At 43.8% G+C, this 15,778-nt stretch carries 15 protein-coding genes; 3 read left to right on the top strand and 12 right to left on the bottom strand.

The genetic code is table 11. The annotated features are described in order from the left end of the window. A partial coding sequence (locus ACNAZ4_RS07125) for an IS3 family transposase (protein ID WP_415813528.1) occupies positions 1-76 on the top strand: 76 nt, incomplete at its 5' end. A gap of 59 nt (positions 77-135) precedes the next feature. Here ACNAZ4_RS07125 and ACNAZ4_RS07130 read toward each other — a convergent pair. After that, positions 136-687, bottom strand: a complete 552-nt coding sequence (locus tag ACNAZ4_RS07130; protein WP_415813530.1) for a DUF6241 domain-containing protein — start codon at positions 685-687, stop codon at positions 136-138. A gap of 400 nt (positions 688-1,087) precedes the next feature. On the opposite strand from ACNAZ4_RS07130, the gene ACNAZ4_RS07135 reads away from it, so the two are divergent. Continuing rightward, positions 1,088-1,657 (top strand): glycerol-3-phosphate responsive antiterminator, encoded by a 570-nt coding sequence (locus ACNAZ4_RS07135; RefSeq protein ID WP_415813532.1) that lies wholly within the window; start codon positions 1,088-1,090, stop codon positions 1,655-1,657. Positions 1,658-1,701: 44 nt separating this feature from the next. Here ACNAZ4_RS07135 and ACNAZ4_RS07140 read toward each other — a convergent pair whose 3' ends face one another. Continuing rightward, positions 1,702-2,232: an MgtC/SapB family protein gene (locus ACNAZ4_RS07140; RefSeq protein ID WP_415813534.1), complete on the bottom strand. Its 531-nt coding sequence runs from the start codon at positions 2,230-2,232 to the stop codon at positions 1,702-1,704. Between the two features lie 366 nt (positions 2,233-2,598). Between ACNAZ4_RS07140 and ACNAZ4_RS07145 the strand changes: the two genes are divergently transcribed. Beyond that, positions 2,599-5,583: a lamin tail domain-containing protein gene (locus tag ACNAZ4_RS07145; protein WP_415813535.1), complete on the top strand. Its 2,985-nt coding sequence runs from the start codon at positions 2,599-2,601 to the stop codon at positions 5,581-5,583. Between the two features lie 234 nt (positions 5,584-5,817). Here ACNAZ4_RS07145 and ACNAZ4_RS07150 read toward each other — a convergent pair whose 3' ends face one another. From ACNAZ4_RS07150 to rbsK, 10 genes are all read right to left on the bottom strand, one after another. After that, a complete protein-coding gene (locus ACNAZ4_RS07150) occupies positions 5,818-6,609 on the bottom strand; it encodes an HAD-IIA family hydrolase (protein ID WP_415813536.1) in 792 nt (263 codons plus the stop codon). Between the two features lie 113 nt (positions 6,610-6,722). Further along, positions 6,723-7,463, bottom strand: a complete 741-nt coding sequence (locus tag ACNAZ4_RS07155) for an MBL fold metallo-hydrolase (RefSeq protein ID WP_415813538.1) — start codon at positions 7,461-7,463, stop codon at positions 6,723-6,725. 11 nt (positions 7,464-7,474) lie between these two features. Next, a complete protein-coding gene (locus ACNAZ4_RS07160; protein ID WP_415813539.1) occupies positions 7,475-8,284 on the bottom strand; it encodes a carbohydrate ABC transporter permease in 810 nt (269 codons plus the stop codon). 15 nt (positions 8,285-8,299) lie between these two features. Continuing rightward, a complete protein-coding gene (locus ACNAZ4_RS07165; protein WP_415813541.1) occupies positions 8,300-9,190 on the bottom strand; it encodes a carbohydrate ABC transporter permease in 891 nt (296 codons plus the stop codon). Between the two features lie 94 nt (positions 9,191-9,284). Next, on the bottom strand, positions 9,285-10,559 hold the full coding sequence (locus tag ACNAZ4_RS07170; protein ID WP_415813543.1) for an ABC transporter substrate-binding protein: 1,275 nt from the start codon (positions 10,557-10,559) through the stop codon (positions 9,285-9,287). A gap of 533 nt (positions 10,560-11,092) precedes the next feature. After that, entirely contained in the window at positions 11,093-12,034 is a 942-nt protein-coding gene (gene rbsB / locus ACNAZ4_RS07175; RefSeq protein WP_415813544.1) for a ribose ABC transporter substrate-binding protein RbsB, read from the bottom strand. 30 nt (positions 12,035-12,064) lie between these two features. Next, positions 12,065-12,997: an ABC transporter permease subunit gene (locus ACNAZ4_RS07180; protein WP_415813545.1), complete on the bottom strand. Its 933-nt coding sequence runs from the start codon at positions 12,995-12,997 to the stop codon at positions 12,065-12,067. Further along, on the bottom strand, positions 12,984-14,486 hold the full coding sequence (locus tag ACNAZ4_RS07185) for a sugar ABC transporter ATP-binding protein (RefSeq protein ID WP_415813547.1): 1,503 nt from the start codon (positions 14,484-14,486) through the stop codon (positions 12,984-12,986). Before ACNAZ4_RS07185 ends, ACNAZ4_RS07180 begins: the two co-directional genes overlap by 14 nt. Continuing rightward, a complete protein-coding gene (rbsD, locus tag ACNAZ4_RS07190; protein ID WP_415813548.1) occupies positions 14,486-14,881 on the bottom strand; it encodes a D-ribose pyranase in 396 nt (131 codons plus the stop codon). Before rbsD ends, ACNAZ4_RS07185 begins: the two co-directional genes overlap by 1 nt. Beyond that, positions 14,878-15,774 (bottom strand): ribokinase, encoded by an 897-nt coding sequence (gene rbsK / locus ACNAZ4_RS07195; protein ID WP_415813549.1) that lies wholly within the window; start codon positions 15,772-15,774, stop codon positions 14,878-14,880. The genes rbsD and rbsK overlap by 4 nt, the downstream gene beginning before the upstream one ends. Positions 15,775-15,778: the final 4 nt, after the last annotated feature.

Raw genomic sequence — 15,778 nt, forward strand, 5'->3', positions numbered from 1 at the left:
CTTTTATAATCATGAACGTTACCAAAAAAGATTAAACGGCCTTAGCCCTTTAGAATACAGGGCTAAAGCCGCTTAGATTGTTTTTATTATTTCCACTGTCTACTTGACGGGGAGCAGTTCATAGTTCCCGTGCTTTTAAAAATTATTCTTAATAAATTCCTCTTCCTCCGCAGTGCTCATGACTCCGTATGCTCTGCCGACTGTACCGCCTTGCCAATTCCAGAAGTAATTGTGGTCATGGTCGACCGTTTGAAAATTACCCTTTTTCCACTTCTCTGCAATCTCGATAAGATCGTCTTTTGAAGCGAACTGAGATTTCTTCAGGAATTCCAAAACCTGTGATACCGTATCATCTGACATTGGAATCGCTCCCCATTTATCTTCGGCTTTCACTTTTTGATGAGTCATCTTGTGCATGGTTTCAATAATCTCACCTTCAGTCGTGCTATCCGTCAATTCCAGTTCAAAGATTTGGCCACCGATGTTTTTGGTTTGCTCTTCATATTCTTCCTTTTCTGACTCATAAGGTGAATCTCCATTTTCTTCAGGTGCTGCCACTGAACGAGATTCATTTGCAGAGCTTTTCTCCTCGTAATGCTCAACGTTCCCTAAAATCTTATATGTCCCGTACCCGAATGCCAAAGCCAAGCCAATGACAACCACGATAAATGTCAGTACTTTCTTCAATAGGATCTCCCTCCATTACATGATGATAGTCTTCAGCAGGGACATAAAACTATATTAATAGGCAATTATTCTAATGCAAACTCCATTTATTTAATAGTTTAACATTATTAGGAATATTTTCAGGACTCATGAAGGGGTTAGCCTTTCACAAGATATGCAGGCAAGCTATCTTGCTATTATCAGTTTCCAATAATTGTATTATATTATATATAAAAATTCTAATGCTATGATGCATTAGTACCATATTTCCAAATTTGAAAAGTATCTTTTCATGAGAACAGAAAAAGATGCAGGATATCATGCTACTTATTTCGCCACCCGAATGGGGCATGAGAACCGGCCCTATGTCCATTGTGTTATAATGCAAATAGAATATTCAGACTTTTAAGGGGTTGGGTAGATGAGAAATAATATTAATGATATTGTTCAGTCACAGGTGATTGCGTCAATCAAGGAAGAAGCTGACCTGGAGAAGGCGGCTCGGTCAAACGCCAACATTGTTTTCATCCTTACCGGGAATTTAATCACGATGGATGGATACTTGAAAAAATTAAAGGCCGCGGGAAAAACTACATTTATACATATTGATTTTATCGACGGTTTGTCGAACACGAAGAGCGCAATCAAATATATTGCGGAAATCTGGAAACCCGCGGGTATCATCACGACAAAAAGCAACCTGATTAAATATGCAAAGGAAGAAGGCTTAATGACGATTCAGCGCCTTTTTCTGATCGATCGCAATGCTCTCGTCAAAGGGATTGAAATCGCACATAATTGCAAGCCGGATGCAATTGAAATCCTTCCAGGTCTGATGCCATCTGTGATTGACAAACTGACGAACATGACTGCGCTGCCAATCATCGCTGGCGGGCTAATCAGCAATAAGGAAGACATTCTCAACGGATTAAGCGCCGGTGCCCTAGCTATTTCCTCTGGTGATCCGAAGCTCTGGAATCTTGATTTGTAACCCGAAAAAAGAGCTCAACCTAGAGGAGTTGAGCTCGAGCCAATTCATGCTCCAAACTCTTCTTGTTTTTTGTCTGTCTTTCTTTTTTTCCTGAACCATGGAAAACGCACCCTGATCTCCCGTACTTCAAAGAAGTTTCCTATCTTCGTAATGATGAACGTTACAAATGTCGCGAAGATGACAATGCCGTAAAATCCTGCTCCGATACCAATACCGATTCCCCCAACATAAAAAATCATTGCTGCTGAAGTCAGGCCTTTTACCCGTAAACCATCTTTCAAAATAACACCAGCTCCGAGGAATCCCAGTCCTGAAACTATTTGTGCTGCCAGACGCATCGGATCCATCACTTTCCCGCTATCATGTTGACTGAAAATCTCTGCACTTTCTATTGAGACGATGGTTATAAGAGTACATGCCACAGACACATACGTATACGTTTTTAATCCCGCCGGCTTATTTTTCGAGGTCCGGTCCCATCCGATTAAAAACCCCAAAACAGCACTAACCAAAATCCGGAAATAGGTTTCATGCTGCCAAAAGAATCCATGCACGTATTCAATGTAAACGTCCATCTAACCAACTCCCTTCACAATAAAAAGAGACCACTCCATGAACGAATGCTTATTCCCGACACTAAAAGTGAGGGATAAGTGTTCGCTTCATAGGTGATCTCTTCTACTCTTCCTATAAGCCAAAGTATTTTAATTACTCTTATCATAAACCAATTTATGTTTCTTTTCAATATTATTTTCTAATAATTCTGAATTCACTTGCCACCCATGCGCTCTCATTGTATGATTGAACTAGGTATTTTAATAACGGGTAGAGATGTGGAGAACCCTGTGCAAATTGTTTGTACGATAATCGTACAATCTTTTGGCATGGGGTTCTTTTCATTTTTTACATAAATAAAAGTCTTATAAAAGGAGGAAGATGTGTTGAAAAACAAATTAATTAGCTGGGTAATTGCTTTGACTTTCGCTTTTGGGTTAGGTCTAGTGTTCCTTCCAGACCAGAACGTTAATGCGGAAGATGCAAGTCCGCCTCTGATCATCACGGAAATTGTCACGAAATCCGCCGGCTCCGGTCAGCCCTATGAGTATGTAGAAATTTATAATACCACCTCAGAAGCAATCAACCTGCAAGATTATCAGCTCCAATACTTCACAAGCAACTTCTCAAGCCCTGCCAACTCATGGCCCATCCAGGACAAAATCATTCAGCCAAAGGATTCACTGGTCCTATGGCTGAAGAAATTCGCTTATCCTGATGTGCCGCTATGGGACTTCAACTCCAACTATGATACGCTTCTCACTGCCGAAGATATATATGAAGTCACGCTGACTACTTCTGGTCAAGGCTTGCATGACACCAGCCTTCGTCAAGTAGGAATTGCAGATGCGAATGGCAACATTCTCAGTACTGCTTTGATCAATGACGGAGAAGTCGATGGCCTCACCAACAAAAGCGTTATTTACCAGGCAAACAGCTCAACAGCAATGACTAAGCTCCGCAACGGAGAAACACCAACGCCAGCTCTACTACTGACAGAACAAGTTGCAGGTCCAGCAACACCAGCCAATCTGACTGCAACGCCAACCAATCAATCCATCACTCTTTCATGGGAAGCATCAGCTGGTGCAATTTCGTATAAAATCTACCATTTTGATGGAACAATCACTTCATCGGATACGACCTCAACGACAATCAACGGATTAGAAAATGGTCCAGTATACGCGTTCACCGTGACAGCTGTCGACTCGGAAGGTAACGAGTCCCCGGCAACAAAAGAAGTCCGGGCTGTGCCACAGGAAGTAGTAGACAACGAAGCTCCTGCAGCTCCGACAGGACTTAAAGCAAAACCTGGGAAGGATCATGTAAAACTTCAGTGGGCCGCCAATACAGAAAGTGACCTTTCCGAATACCGCGTCTACATTAATGGAACCCTTTACGGCTCAGCAGCTGCCGACAAAACAAGTATGGTCGTTTCCCCTCTGGAGTTGAACCGGGAGTATACTTTCAAGATAACTGCTGTTGATCAAGTCGGGAATGCATCGGAAGCGACAGCACCACTTGTCTCAGCACCAACAGAAAACGTTCCGGTACCCGAGCTCCTTATTACAGAATTAATTCCGAATACCGATAACTACGCAGGATACGATGCATTTGAGTACTTTGAGATTTATAATAATAGTCCAGATCCAATCAATTTGAAGGGATATCGTTTCGCCTCCCACACTTGGAATGAAGAGATCAAAGAAACTTACATTTTAAAGCCTTGGGAGACAGCAGTGATTTGGACCAGAGCATCATCCATCAGTCCCATTTCACTTGAAGCATTCAACTATAACTACTTCTATTCGTACAAAAGTAAATATCTAAGTGAGGAGAACACAATCATCCTTGGTGATATCAGCGGGCTGGTCAACGGCGGCAATACAGTGACTGTCTATGACCCCGAGGGCAGTGAAGTCGTCAGAGCAGATTATGCAAGTCAGGACGTTTCTCTGAAGCAAACAGTCACGTTCGCCTACCCGAAAGACAATACACGGACAATGGAAAAGTTGGCGGCACATCAACAGCCAACGCCGGGATGGCTGGCAGAAGACCAAGTTCCAGATCGTCCTGTGATAGATGAGGATGCCCCGGCAGCACCAGCTAATCTGGAAGCCAACGCAGGTAACGGAGAGGCTACTTTGAACTGGGATGCCTCAACTGAAACCGACCTTTACCGTTATCACATTTACAAAGATGGTAAGTTCGAATACTCCGTTGATCCACAGCAGACATCTTTTACGCTCTATACGTTAATTGGCAACCAAACATATACCTTACAAGTAAGCGCAGAGGATACATCAGGAAATATATCGGAAAAATCAGAGCCTGTACAGGTAATTCCAAAACACCAGATCATCACCCAGCTGGAACGGTGGAAACATGAAAAAGATCCTGCCTATCAGGGCCTATGGGATATCAGTTCTGACGGTCCGGTGATCGCTGGCCTTGCACAGGGACTCGTCCCTCAAGGATTGACCTATTATAAGAAAAAAGACTGGCTGCTTACGATCAGCTACGTCGATGATGGGATTCGGCCAGGAACCATTACCGTAACAAATCGCACAACAGGCAAACTAGTGAAGTCCGTTGTCCTTTACAATTCGGACGGCACACCTTACACCGGTCATGCGGGCGGCGTTACTGTCAGTCGTGACCATGGCTGGGTTGCATCCGAGCATTCCTTGTTCAGCTTCAATTTAAGTGATCTGGTGGAAGCTGAAAATAACGGTGAAATCCAGTTCACAAAACAAATTCCAATACCGGTCGAAGCTGCTTACACCGTTTATGATGAAGGCATTCTCTGGGTCGGAGAATTCTATGAAGCAAGTTCCTATCCGACTGATCCATCGCACCATATCGAGAACAGGGATGGGGAGATGCACTACGCTTGGATGGTTGGATTTAATTTGGAACGGAATAACGACATGCTAGCTAAAGATCATTGGAACGGCTCACCTGACCGCAATGCCGTACCAGATTACGTTCTTTCCACGACCGGAAAGGTTCAGGGCGCGATTGTACAAAAGGAAGCACGAAATGGCATCACGCTAAGTACTTCATATGGAAGAGCTAACGACAGCGTGCTGTATCGCTACGAATACCCTTTAAAAGAAGATCCTCATTCCATTGTTAATATCGACGGAAAAGAAGTACCACTGTGGTTCCTGGATGGGCATACTGTAAAACCTCGTCAAAGTATTGAGGCCATTCCAATGCCTGAAGGAATTGTGGAGGTACAAAAAGAACTGTATGTCGTGTTTGAATCAGGAGCAGATAAATACCGCTATACAACGACCTACCCGATGGACCGGATGCTCAAAATCGATATGAAGAAATTGATGAAGGACGATAAAGGAATACAATAGCAGAACAAAAAGCGCAAGTGCCTCGTTCAGCCCCGACAAGCGCTGGAGGGTCGAACGATGAAGTCGTTCTTTGACTTCACCTGAGCGGACCGAAATCGAAATGTATAGCCGACTGCCCAGAAACGCAGAAACTGGAGACTCCGCCGGCAGAAGCGCTTTTTGCTTCTGCCGGCGAAGTTGAAAAAGGAAGCGGGTCCGATCACCGCTTCCTTTTTTGCCTATTGAACCATATGATTAGCACCCTGCCCTTTTATCCGATAACAATCCACTTACAGATGGCAAAACATAGTCTGGCTTCCAGGCTGAACTCCTCAAATCATCCTCTGTCGTTATTCCGCTAAGCACAAGTGCTGTCTTCATTCCTGCTTCGATGCCCATCCGGATATCCGTTTCGAGGCGGTCGCCGATCATCACACATTCCTCCGGCTTAAGCTGCAGTATTTTCAGTGCTGCTTCAATCGTCAGAACGGACGGCTTTCCGATCTGGACATCAATCTTTTTCCCGGTAACTGCTTCTACAGCGCCGACCATCCCTGCACAATCAGGAACATCGCCAACCTCCACAGGACAGGTTCTGTCAGGATTGGTCGCGATCATTTTTGCGCCAAGCTTCACTGCCTGGTAAGCAAAATTCAAATGATCATAGTGAAAATCGCGATCCCATGACAGCACGACCACATCGACCTCAGATGGTGCCATTCCTTCCCGAAACCCGGCAAGTGTCAGCTCATCCTTAATTGGCTGCTCACCAATCACATATAATGTGGCATCAGGATGGTGTTCCTGTAAATAGTCAATTAAAGTAACCGTCGGGTTCAAAATGTTCTCCAGGCATGCATGAATATTAAAACTGCGCAGCTTTTCCACATAACGCTGGCGGGACTCAATCGTCTTATTTGTCAGGAATAACACTTTCTTTCCTTGATTGAGCAGGGAGTTGATCACGATATCCGCTCCTTCAATCAATTGCTTGCCCAGATATACAGTACCATCCAAGTCAAAAATATATCCTTTTAAATCTTTCATCGGTCTCCCCCATCCAATAAAAAATTCCCTGAGCATGACGATTTCTCCAATTTATCAATTGGATGCCGTCATACCCAAGGAATCTCCTCATCTCTATCCTTGTTTCTATTCACTTATACTCGTTTGGTCATCAGGTCTTCACCGATGACAATCTTTGATAATCCTATTCTAGCTACCTCTTCATCATATGGTTCTTTGTCAGATAAATGGACTAATACGACCTCGTCGATTTTTTCAATATCATACTTCTCGACTACTTCAACGAGACTGCTGTGGTTGCCCGCTACTTTACGCGCTGAAGTTGCCTCATGAATCAATAGATCAATATGGTCATACCCGCCGATACGTTCGTTGATTTCCGTATCGCTCGAATAAACGACTAAACGATCAGCACATTGCACTTCCAACCCGATAGTAGGCACTGAATGAAGCGCTTTGAAGCAGGAAAATGTCATCTTACCGCCTGATAACAGCTGTTCCTCCTGATCTCCATCAAATGTATCAACCTCAATAGGAAATGCAATCGGCCACTTGTCAGCTTCCATTGTCGAGAGCCATTCATGAAGCTTTTTTTCATTACGGTCATCGCAAAGAATCCGCAATGGCTTTTTCCTGTCTTCAAGCCACATTCCCCACAACAAGGATGGCAATCCATAAATATGATCGATATGGAAATGAGTGAACACTACTGCATCAAGCTCCCCTAAATCCACCTGTAGCTGCTTCAGCTTCCTGCAGGGATTGCCGCTGACATCGACAAGTACATGATAACCGTCATTCGAAAAGCAAATTGAAGTATTGTCACGTTGTGAACCAGGATAGGCACTTCCCGTTCCTAAAAAATGAATATCCACCTTATCACCACCTATTTTATTCCTGAATGCATGAAGCTTGATACGAACTGCTTTTGGAAAATGAAGAAGGCGACTACTAAAGGCATGATGACCATTACCGTACCAGCAGCGACCATTCCCCACTGCGCCCCCGTTTCATATGATTGGGCAAACAACGCAAGTCCTACGGTCAAAGGCCGGGAATCGACAGAATCCGTGATGATCAAAGGCCACATGAAGTTGCTCCAATGGTGACTGACGGAAACGAGCGCAAATGCAATATATGTCGGTTTCGCTGACGGAATGTAAACATGCCAGAGGGTCTGATACCATTTACAGCCATCTATTCTCGATGCTTCATCGAGGTCGAATGGGACTTGCTTGAAAGTTTGTCGCATCAGGAATACCCCGAATGCTGATGCCCAATATGGCATCATGACAGCCAGCTTTGTATTGACGAGTCCCATCTGGCTAATTACCTGGTAGTTTGGGAACAGGAGGATTTCAGGCTGAATCATCAGCTGGAGCAAAAACAGGATGAACAGAACATTCTTGCCCTTGAAGTTCAGCCTCGCAAAAGCATAAGCCGCAAGGGTAATCGTGATTAACTGGACGATCAGGACTCCGAAGACGATCACGAACGTATTAAAGTAATATTGTAAAAATGGTGCAGTCTCCCATGCTTGCACATAGTTTTCAAACGTCGGATTGGATACCCAGAAGGGAAAACCGCCATTGATTACTTGATTCCCAGGAGAGAAAGAAGTAATGAAAACCCAAAGCAGCGGGATAAAGGAAATGATCCCTAAAATGATAATGATGCCATAGTTTAACTTTTTCACGTATTCTTCCCCTCCTTAATAATGGATTTTCCGGTCAAGGTACAGATAGTTGAAAGCTGTGATTCCAAGCATGATGACAATCAGAATGACGGTCAGAACGGCAGCTTTTCCAAGATCCCAGTTTGTAAAGGCCGCTTCATATATATGATAGAGTAATAGATTGCTGGCATTATCTGGCCCGCCCTTGGTCATGATGTACAAGTGGTCAACGTTCTTGAATGAATTCGTTATTGCCACAATCATGACGAACAGTGTCGTCGGCATCAACAGTGGGAACGTAATATGCCGGAACATCTGGAACGGTTTCGCTCCCTCAATCTCTGCTGCTTCATAGACATCTCTCGGCAAATTTTGCAAACCAGCTAAATAAAATATCATATAGAAACCGGCATCCTTCCATATGATCATGATAATCATCGCAATCATTACTGTATTGGGATTACCCAACCAGCTTGTATCGCCTGCACCAAACAAATGCAGGAAGTTATCGAGCAGCCCGTACTGAGGGGTGTAAATGAATAGCCAAATATTCGCTACGGCAATCAACGGAACAATCGTCGGGTAAAAAAATGCTGTCCTTAACAGGGAACTTCCGGTCATTTTTTTATTCAACCAAATGGCAAGATACATCGCCAGGAACAGACTCGTCGGAACAGTTCCTATCATAAAGATGACGTTATTCAGGATTACCTTCCTGAAGATCTCATCACCGAAAACTTCTTTATACTGATCCAGTCCTGAAAACTGCAACCGTGTCATCGGTCCACTATAGAAGCTTAACTGGAACGACTTGAGTGTTGGGTAAAACGTAAAAAAAGTTAAAAATATGAAAGAAGGAAATAGCAATCCGTAGGCAAACAGATTGTGCTTCATTCCGGAACTAATTTTTTTTCGCTTCGAATCCATCAAATCAGCCCACCTTTCTAGTGAATAAAGAGAGCCCAAGTCAGCTAAATGTCCACTTGAGCTCTGCTCCATTCAGTCCACTGCTGCATCTGTATTACTGAAAAGGCTTCAGCACTTCTTCTGCTTTCTTCTGCGCTTTTTCCAACCCTTCGTCTACTGAGCTTTGTCCAGTCAAGATTGATTGAATATGGTCATTAAAGATTTTCTGCACCTCTCCATTTTGGTAGGTAGCCAACTCACTATCCGCATATTCCAATTGCTCACGAGCAACAAGTGCAGGAGGGAATTCCTCAACATATTTCTTCAACAAGTCAGTTTCATAGGCAGATTCTCTTGTGGCTACATATCCTGTATCGATTGACCACTGTGCGACGCGCTCAGGTTCTGTAAGGAACTTCATGAACTTGATTGCAGCTTCCTTGTTCGCTTTTGGAAGATCCTTGAATAAGTAGATGTTTCCTCCGCCAGTCGGAGAACCATATTGATTGTTTGCTGGCAGGAAGGATACTCCAAAATCAAAGTTCGCATTGTTTTTCACATTTGTCAGGTTACCTGTCGTATGGTACATCATCGCTGTTTTTCCACTCAGGAAGTCAGAAGGAACGGTCGCCCATTCAATCACACCTTCTGGCATGATCTTATGCTCTTTCCCAAGGGACAGCCAGTACTCCATTGCTTCTTTCGCGTAAGGCTTGTTGAAATAAACTTCCTTTCCATCTTCAGACATAATGTTGTCTTCCGTCTGAAGTGCTAAAGCCTGGAACATCCAGTACTGATAGCCTGTACTCGGAATTTCAAGTCCCCACTGGTCCTTGCCGCCATTTTTCGTCAGCTTCTTTCCGTATTCAACCAGCTGATCCCAGTTTTCCGGTGGAGCTTCCGGATCCAATCCGGCCTCTTTGAATGCATCCTTGTTGTAATAAAGGACAATCGTACTGCGCTGGAAAGGCAAGCTGTACACCTTATCGCCGATAGATGAATTGGCCATGAATCCATCATAGAAATCATCTAAATACTCTTTATCAAACAATGGAGTCACTTCTTCGATCAGGTCATTTTCAAGCAAGGTGAAAAGATCGATCGAGAACAATACAGCCAGTTCAGGTGGATTTCCTCCCTGCGACGAAGCCATCACCTGTGTCATTGTTTCAGCATAACTGCCACCATATTTCGCATTAACCTTGATGTCAGGATTCTCTTTCTCAAAGTCTGCTACAATTTTATCCACGATTTTCGCTACATCCCCGCCAACCGCAACCGGGAACCAGAAATCAATCTCAGTCTTTTCTTTCGTTCCAGCATCATTGCTGCTGCATCCAGCAATGCCAACCAACAAAACAAAGATCAATGATAAAAGCTTGACTTTCATGCCATTTCCTCCCCTTAATATCTTTTTTTTCATAAAAAAACCCATGAACAACAAACTGCACCACAAAAAAGTGTCATGCAATTTATTGGTCACAGGGATTCTCCTCATCTCTTCCCTTAGACAATAACCTGTCTAAATTAAATATCTGATTATTCATAATAATACAACACTGACTAATTATTGGCAATATGAAAAATTTCAATTTTATTTAGGATTTAAAAAGTCAACCAAAAAATTGTTATACTACTGGGTTAAAGGGTTTAGTTTTCTAAAATTCCTTATGCGGCTTTCTGAATTGATTATCAAATCATCATTCTATCTATACATCTTTATTATGGAATGATAGGGATATGCAGAGAAATATCTTACTTCCGGGGGTTAGATGAAGAAGGAAACAAGCGACGAATCAGGTGGATTCATCGTTTGGAAGTCATAATCCAGACCAAAAATGCTGGATCCAATTATGGGACTAGAAAAAAAGGAGCGTAAAGCACACGCTTTACGCTCCCCGTCAGTTATTAACCAATGTTCCCTTATTTCTTGATTAACTCAAGCTCAACCGGGATGAATTCTTCAACTTTTTCACCATTCTTCACCTGGATGGCAGTTTCAACTGCCTGTTGTCCGATCATTTCTGGCTTTTGTGCAACTGTTGCGGCCATTGTGCCTTCTTCGACTGCTTTTACTGCATCGTCAGTTGCATCGAATCCAACAACGATGACATTTTCAAGACCGGCAGCTTTCAATGCTTCTACTGCACCTAGAGCCATTTCATCATTGTGAGCGAATACAGCCTGGATGTCCTTGTTGCTTTGTAGAAGGTTTTCCATGACAGAAAGTCCTTGTGAACGGTCGAAATTCGCTGGTTGTTTTGCCACTACTTCAATACCGCTTGCTGCTGCGATTGCTTCGTTGAAACCTTTGCCGCGCTCACGTGCTGCGGATGAACCTGGGATACCTTCTAATTCAATCACTTTTCCTGATCCGCCAAGCGCTTCAGCCATGAAATCTCCAGCCATCTTGCCGCCAGCTGCGTTGTCTGATGCAATATGTGCAACGACCTCGCCGCCTTCTGCACTTCTGTCAACCGTGATGACCGGGATCCCTGCATTGTTTGCAGACTCGATTGCTGCTGTAATTGCCGCTGAATCTGTTGGGTTGATCAGAAGAACATCAATGCCTTTTTGAATTAAGTCTTCCACATCACTTACTTGTTTTGCCGGGTCATTTTGTGCATCGACAGTCGTAATGTCAATTCCTTCTTCTTTTGCTTTCTTTTCTGCGCCTTCTTTTAACGTAACAAAGAACGGGTTGTTCAGTGTTGAGATGGAAAGCCCAATTTTCACCTTTTCATCTTTAGAGCCTGAGTCTTTACTGCCTTCATCAGAACCCTTGTTATTTTGGTCTAGTGAGCAGCCAGCCATGAATACTGCAGCTATTAATGCAAGTAAGATACCTTTAAAAACACTTTTCATTTTCTTATTCCTCCTAAATTTTTATTATCATTAAGCCGCTTTTTTGCGGTCTAACAATACTGCTAGCAGAATGACTCCACCCTTAACAACTTGCTGGTAAAAAGAAGATACATTCAGCAAATTCAAACCGTTATTCAATACACCAATGATCAATGCGCCGACTAGCGTTCCGACTATCCAGCCTTTGCCTCCAGAAAGGCTTGTCCCGCCTAAAACAACGGCAGCGATTGCATCGAGTTCATAGGATACACCAGCAGTTGGCTGTGCTGAATTCAGTCTTGAGGTTAATGTCGTACCAGCAAGAGCCGCCAGTAATCCAGTAAGGGCATAGACACCAATTTTAATACGATCAACTCTTAAACCAGATAAAAGGGAAGCCTCTTCATTCCCTCCAATTGCGTATACACCACGGCCAAATGTCGTCTTTTTAAGCAAGAAATATAGAATGGCATAAGTAATCAGCATCGTGATGACCGGAAATGGTATTCCCAGAAAGTAACCCTTTCCAAGCATTTGGAAAGATACAGCGTCAGATAGTCCAGTAATCGGACGTCCCTCGGTGTAGACAAGTGTGAAGCCGCGGTAGATGGTCATTGTTGCCAGTGTTGCGATGAACGGGGCAACCTTCCCTTTTGTGATAATCAGGCCGTTTACCGCACCCATGGCCGCACCGGCCATAAGGCCAATCAGTAAAGCAAGAATTGGATCCGTTCCGCCAGCCAGCATTCCTGCTGTCAGAGCTGAGGACAATGCGAGAATCGATCCAACTGATAAGTCAATTCCGCCAGTCAAAATAACAAAGGTCATTCCAAATGCAATCAATGCATTGATAGAAACCTGGCGCAGGACATTGAATATATTGTTTACAGTCAAAAAGTCCGCGCTCATGACTGATAGGATAATAGCGATTAGAAAAAGTCCAATTAGTGGTCCAAGCTTTTGAAAAACATTAATTTTTTTCATGGGTTTTCCCTCCTGTGGCAGCCTGCATGATTTTTTCCTGGTCAGCGTTTTCCCTGTCGAGCATCCCTGTCAATTTCCCTTCATGGATCACCATGATCCTGTCACTCATACCGAGGATTTCAGGCAGTTCAGAAGATACCATGATGATGGCAACGCCTTTTTCTGTAAGTTCATTCATGATTGTGTAAATTTCCTTTTTGGCCCCTACATCCACTCCGCGTGTCGGTTCATCCAGGATCAGGACCTTGGGGTCGATGCCCAGCCATTTGCCGATGACGACCTTCTGCTGGTTTCCCCCGCTCAGCGATTTGACAGCCTGCTCTCCGCCAGATGTCTTGACCTTAAGCTTTTCAATCATCGCTTTGACATAATCGGCTTCTTTTTTATTAGCCATAAAGCCTCTGTTGGAAAACCTCCGCAAATTGGTCAAAACCAGATTCTCACGGACACTCAGACCAAGGACCAGACCTTCATCTTTCCGGTCCTCCGTTATGAACCCGATGCCTGCTTTTATCGCATCATATGGCCGTTTGATTTTGGCTTCTTTCCCATTCAGAAAAATTGTTCCAGATTTAATCGGTCTTTTTCCGAAAATCGCTTCCATGATTTCCGTCCTGCCGGCACCCATAAGACCCGCTACTCCCAGGATTTCGCCACTCTTTACAGAAAAGGAGATATCGTTAAAAGCATTTTCTGCCGTAAAATTCTCGACTCGGATTCTCTCTTCACCAGGCTTGCCGGTTCTTGCTGGAAAGCGTTCACCAAGTTCCCGGCCAACCATCATTTTGACGATTTCTTCAAAATTTGTTTCTTTAATCCGCTTTGTTCCGACTGACTGGCCATCACGCAAGACCGTGATTCTGTCACACATCCGGAATATTTCTTCCATCCTGTGGGAGATATAGACAATGCCTACTCCCTGTTCCCTAAGATTGTCAATTACCTTGAAAAGAACTTCAATCTCCCGGTCAGTCAATGCCGCAGTCGGCTCGTCCATGATCAGTACTTCAGAGTTGGTGGCAACAGCCCTTGCGATTTCAATCATCTGCTGCTGGCCCACGGATAGACTCCCCGCTTCTTGATCAGGATCGAGCTGTACGCCAAGCCTTTCAAGATACTCCTTCGTTTTACGCTTCATTTCCTTCGTTTTCATCATCCCTGTCTTTCCATGGGTCAATTCCTTGCCGAGGAACATATTCTCCGCAACTGTCAGATAAGGAATAATGTTAAGCTCCTGGTGGATGACGGTTATGCCGGATAACTCAGCTTCCTTAGCCGATTTGAAGCTGACTTGTTTACCTTTAACTTCAATGGCACCTTCATCTTTTTGGTAAATTCCAGTCAGGATTTTCATGAGCGTGGATTTTCCTGCACCATTCTCTCCCATTAGTGCATGAATTTCTCCAGTCTCAAGCTCAAAATCGACCTTATTCAGTACCTGGACAGGGCCAAACGATTTTGAAATCCCTTTCATTTTAATGAATTCCATTAGAATATCACCCCTGCATGCAAAATGATGTTTGCATATGGTGTTGCTTCTCCCGTTCGTATCACTGCTTTTGCTTGTTCCGTTTTCTTCTTGAATTCTTCATGAGTTACCGACTGAATCTGGCCTTTACTAAATTTCTCATCAATGAAAGACATCATTTTAGGATTGTTCTCATAGATTTCATCGGCAATGGTGGCTTGTTCAACCTCCATGTCCTCAAGTATTGCTTCAAGCGTTTCGATAAACCCTGGTGTCCCAATTTTAAGGGAGAGGTCAATTTTCTTAACTCCGTCAGGAATAGGCAACCCGCAATCCGCGATTACGATGGTATCTGTATGTCCCAAATGAGCGAGAACCTCAGCTATATGGCTGTTCAAGATTCCTTGCTTTTTCATGCCCAGTCCCCCTTCCTGTCACTCAAAAATTCTTCTACTTCAGCCCTTGTCGGCATTCCTGATTGTGCGCCAAGCTTTGTAACAGATATCGCACCTGCAGCAGCAGCTATTTCGCAAGCTTCTCTAATAGGTTTCCCCTCGAGGATTGCGACTGCAAATGCCCCATTGAACGTATCGCCAGCTCCTGTCGTATCGACCGTCTCAACTTTGAGGCTGTCCTGGTGGCGTTCATGTTCACCCTCGTAAAAAGTTACTCCCTCTGAGCCTTTCGTTATAATCAGCTTTTTCCTCAATGGGGCGGGATCCGTTATGGATGCAAGCAGAAGCTCGGCTTCATATTCATTCGGTGTTATAAAGTCAGCATTTTCAATTAGTGCTTCCGGGAGGTGCTGGAAGGGTGCCGGGTTAAGGATTACCTGCTTCCCGTGTTTTTTTGCAATTTTAGCAGCGATTTCCACAGACTCTATCGGGATTTCCAGCTGCAGCAACAAAAGGTCACATGCTGTTATTTCCTTTTCCAGGCTCTCAACCAGTTCAGGTGTGACCATGTTATTCGCACCTGGAACAACAATAATTGAGTTATCACCCTGTGATAAAACGATAGTAGCCACTCCCGTTTTTCTATGTGTAACCGGTTTCACATTGCTCACATCTATTTGCTGGTTTCGCAAATAATCAATGTATTCATGTCCAAAAGCGTCATCACCCACTAAGCCAATCATGCTGACTTCCGCTCCCATTTTTGCAGCGGCTACAGCCTGGTTAGCTCCTTTGCCCCCGGGAATGGTGAAAAATTGATTCCCAAGAACCGTTTCTCCCCTGTTTGGAACAAGATCTGTCTGGGTGACTAGATCCATATTAATACTGCCGATGACAGTGATTTTTTTTGCCATTAAA

This window comes from Mesobacillus thioparans, assembly GCF_965138835.1.
GTDB lineage: Bacteria > Bacillota > Bacilli > Bacillales > Cytobacillaceae > Mesobacillus > Mesobacillus thioparans.

Bases quoted from the DNA above. Each gene is read 5' to 3' on its own strand.
- ACNAZ4_RS07135 (WP_415813532.1), top strand. From the start codon at position 1,088: ATGAGAAATAATATTAATGATATTGTTCAGTCACAGGTGATTGCGTCA.
- ACNAZ4_RS07140 (WP_415813534.1), bottom strand. From the start codon at position 2,232: ATGGACGTTTACATTGAATACGTGCATGGATTCTTTTGGCAGCATGAA.
- ACNAZ4_RS07150 (WP_415813536.1), bottom strand. From the start codon at position 6,609: ATGAAAGATTTAAAAGGATATATTTTTGACTTGGATGGTACTGTATAT.
- ACNAZ4_RS07165 (WP_415813541.1), bottom strand. From the start codon at position 9,190: ATGGATTCGAAGCGAAAAAAAATTAGTTCCGGAATGAAGCACAATCTG.
- ACNAZ4_RS07170 (WP_415813543.1), bottom strand. From the start codon at position 10,559: ATGAAAGTCAAGCTTTTATCATTGATCTTTGTTTTGTTGGTTGGCATT.
- rbsB (WP_415813544.1), bottom strand. From the start codon at position 12,034: ATGAAAAGTGTTTTTAAAGGTATCTTACTTGCATTAATAGCTGCAGTA.
- ACNAZ4_RS07180 (WP_415813545.1), bottom strand. From the start codon at position 12,997: ATGAAAAAAATTAATGTTTTTCAAAAGCTTGGACCACTAATTGGACTT.
- ACNAZ4_RS07185 (WP_415813547.1), bottom strand. From the start codon at position 14,486: ATGGAATTCATTAAAATGAAAGGGATTTCAAAATCGTTTGGCCCTGTC.
- rbsD (WP_415813548.1), bottom strand. From the start codon at position 14,881: ATGAAAAAGCAAGGAATCTTGAACAGCCATATAGCTGAGGTTCTCGCT.
- rbsK (WP_415813549.1), bottom strand. From the start codon at position 15,774: ATGGCAAAAAAAATCACTGTCATCGGCAGTATTAATATGGATCTAGTC.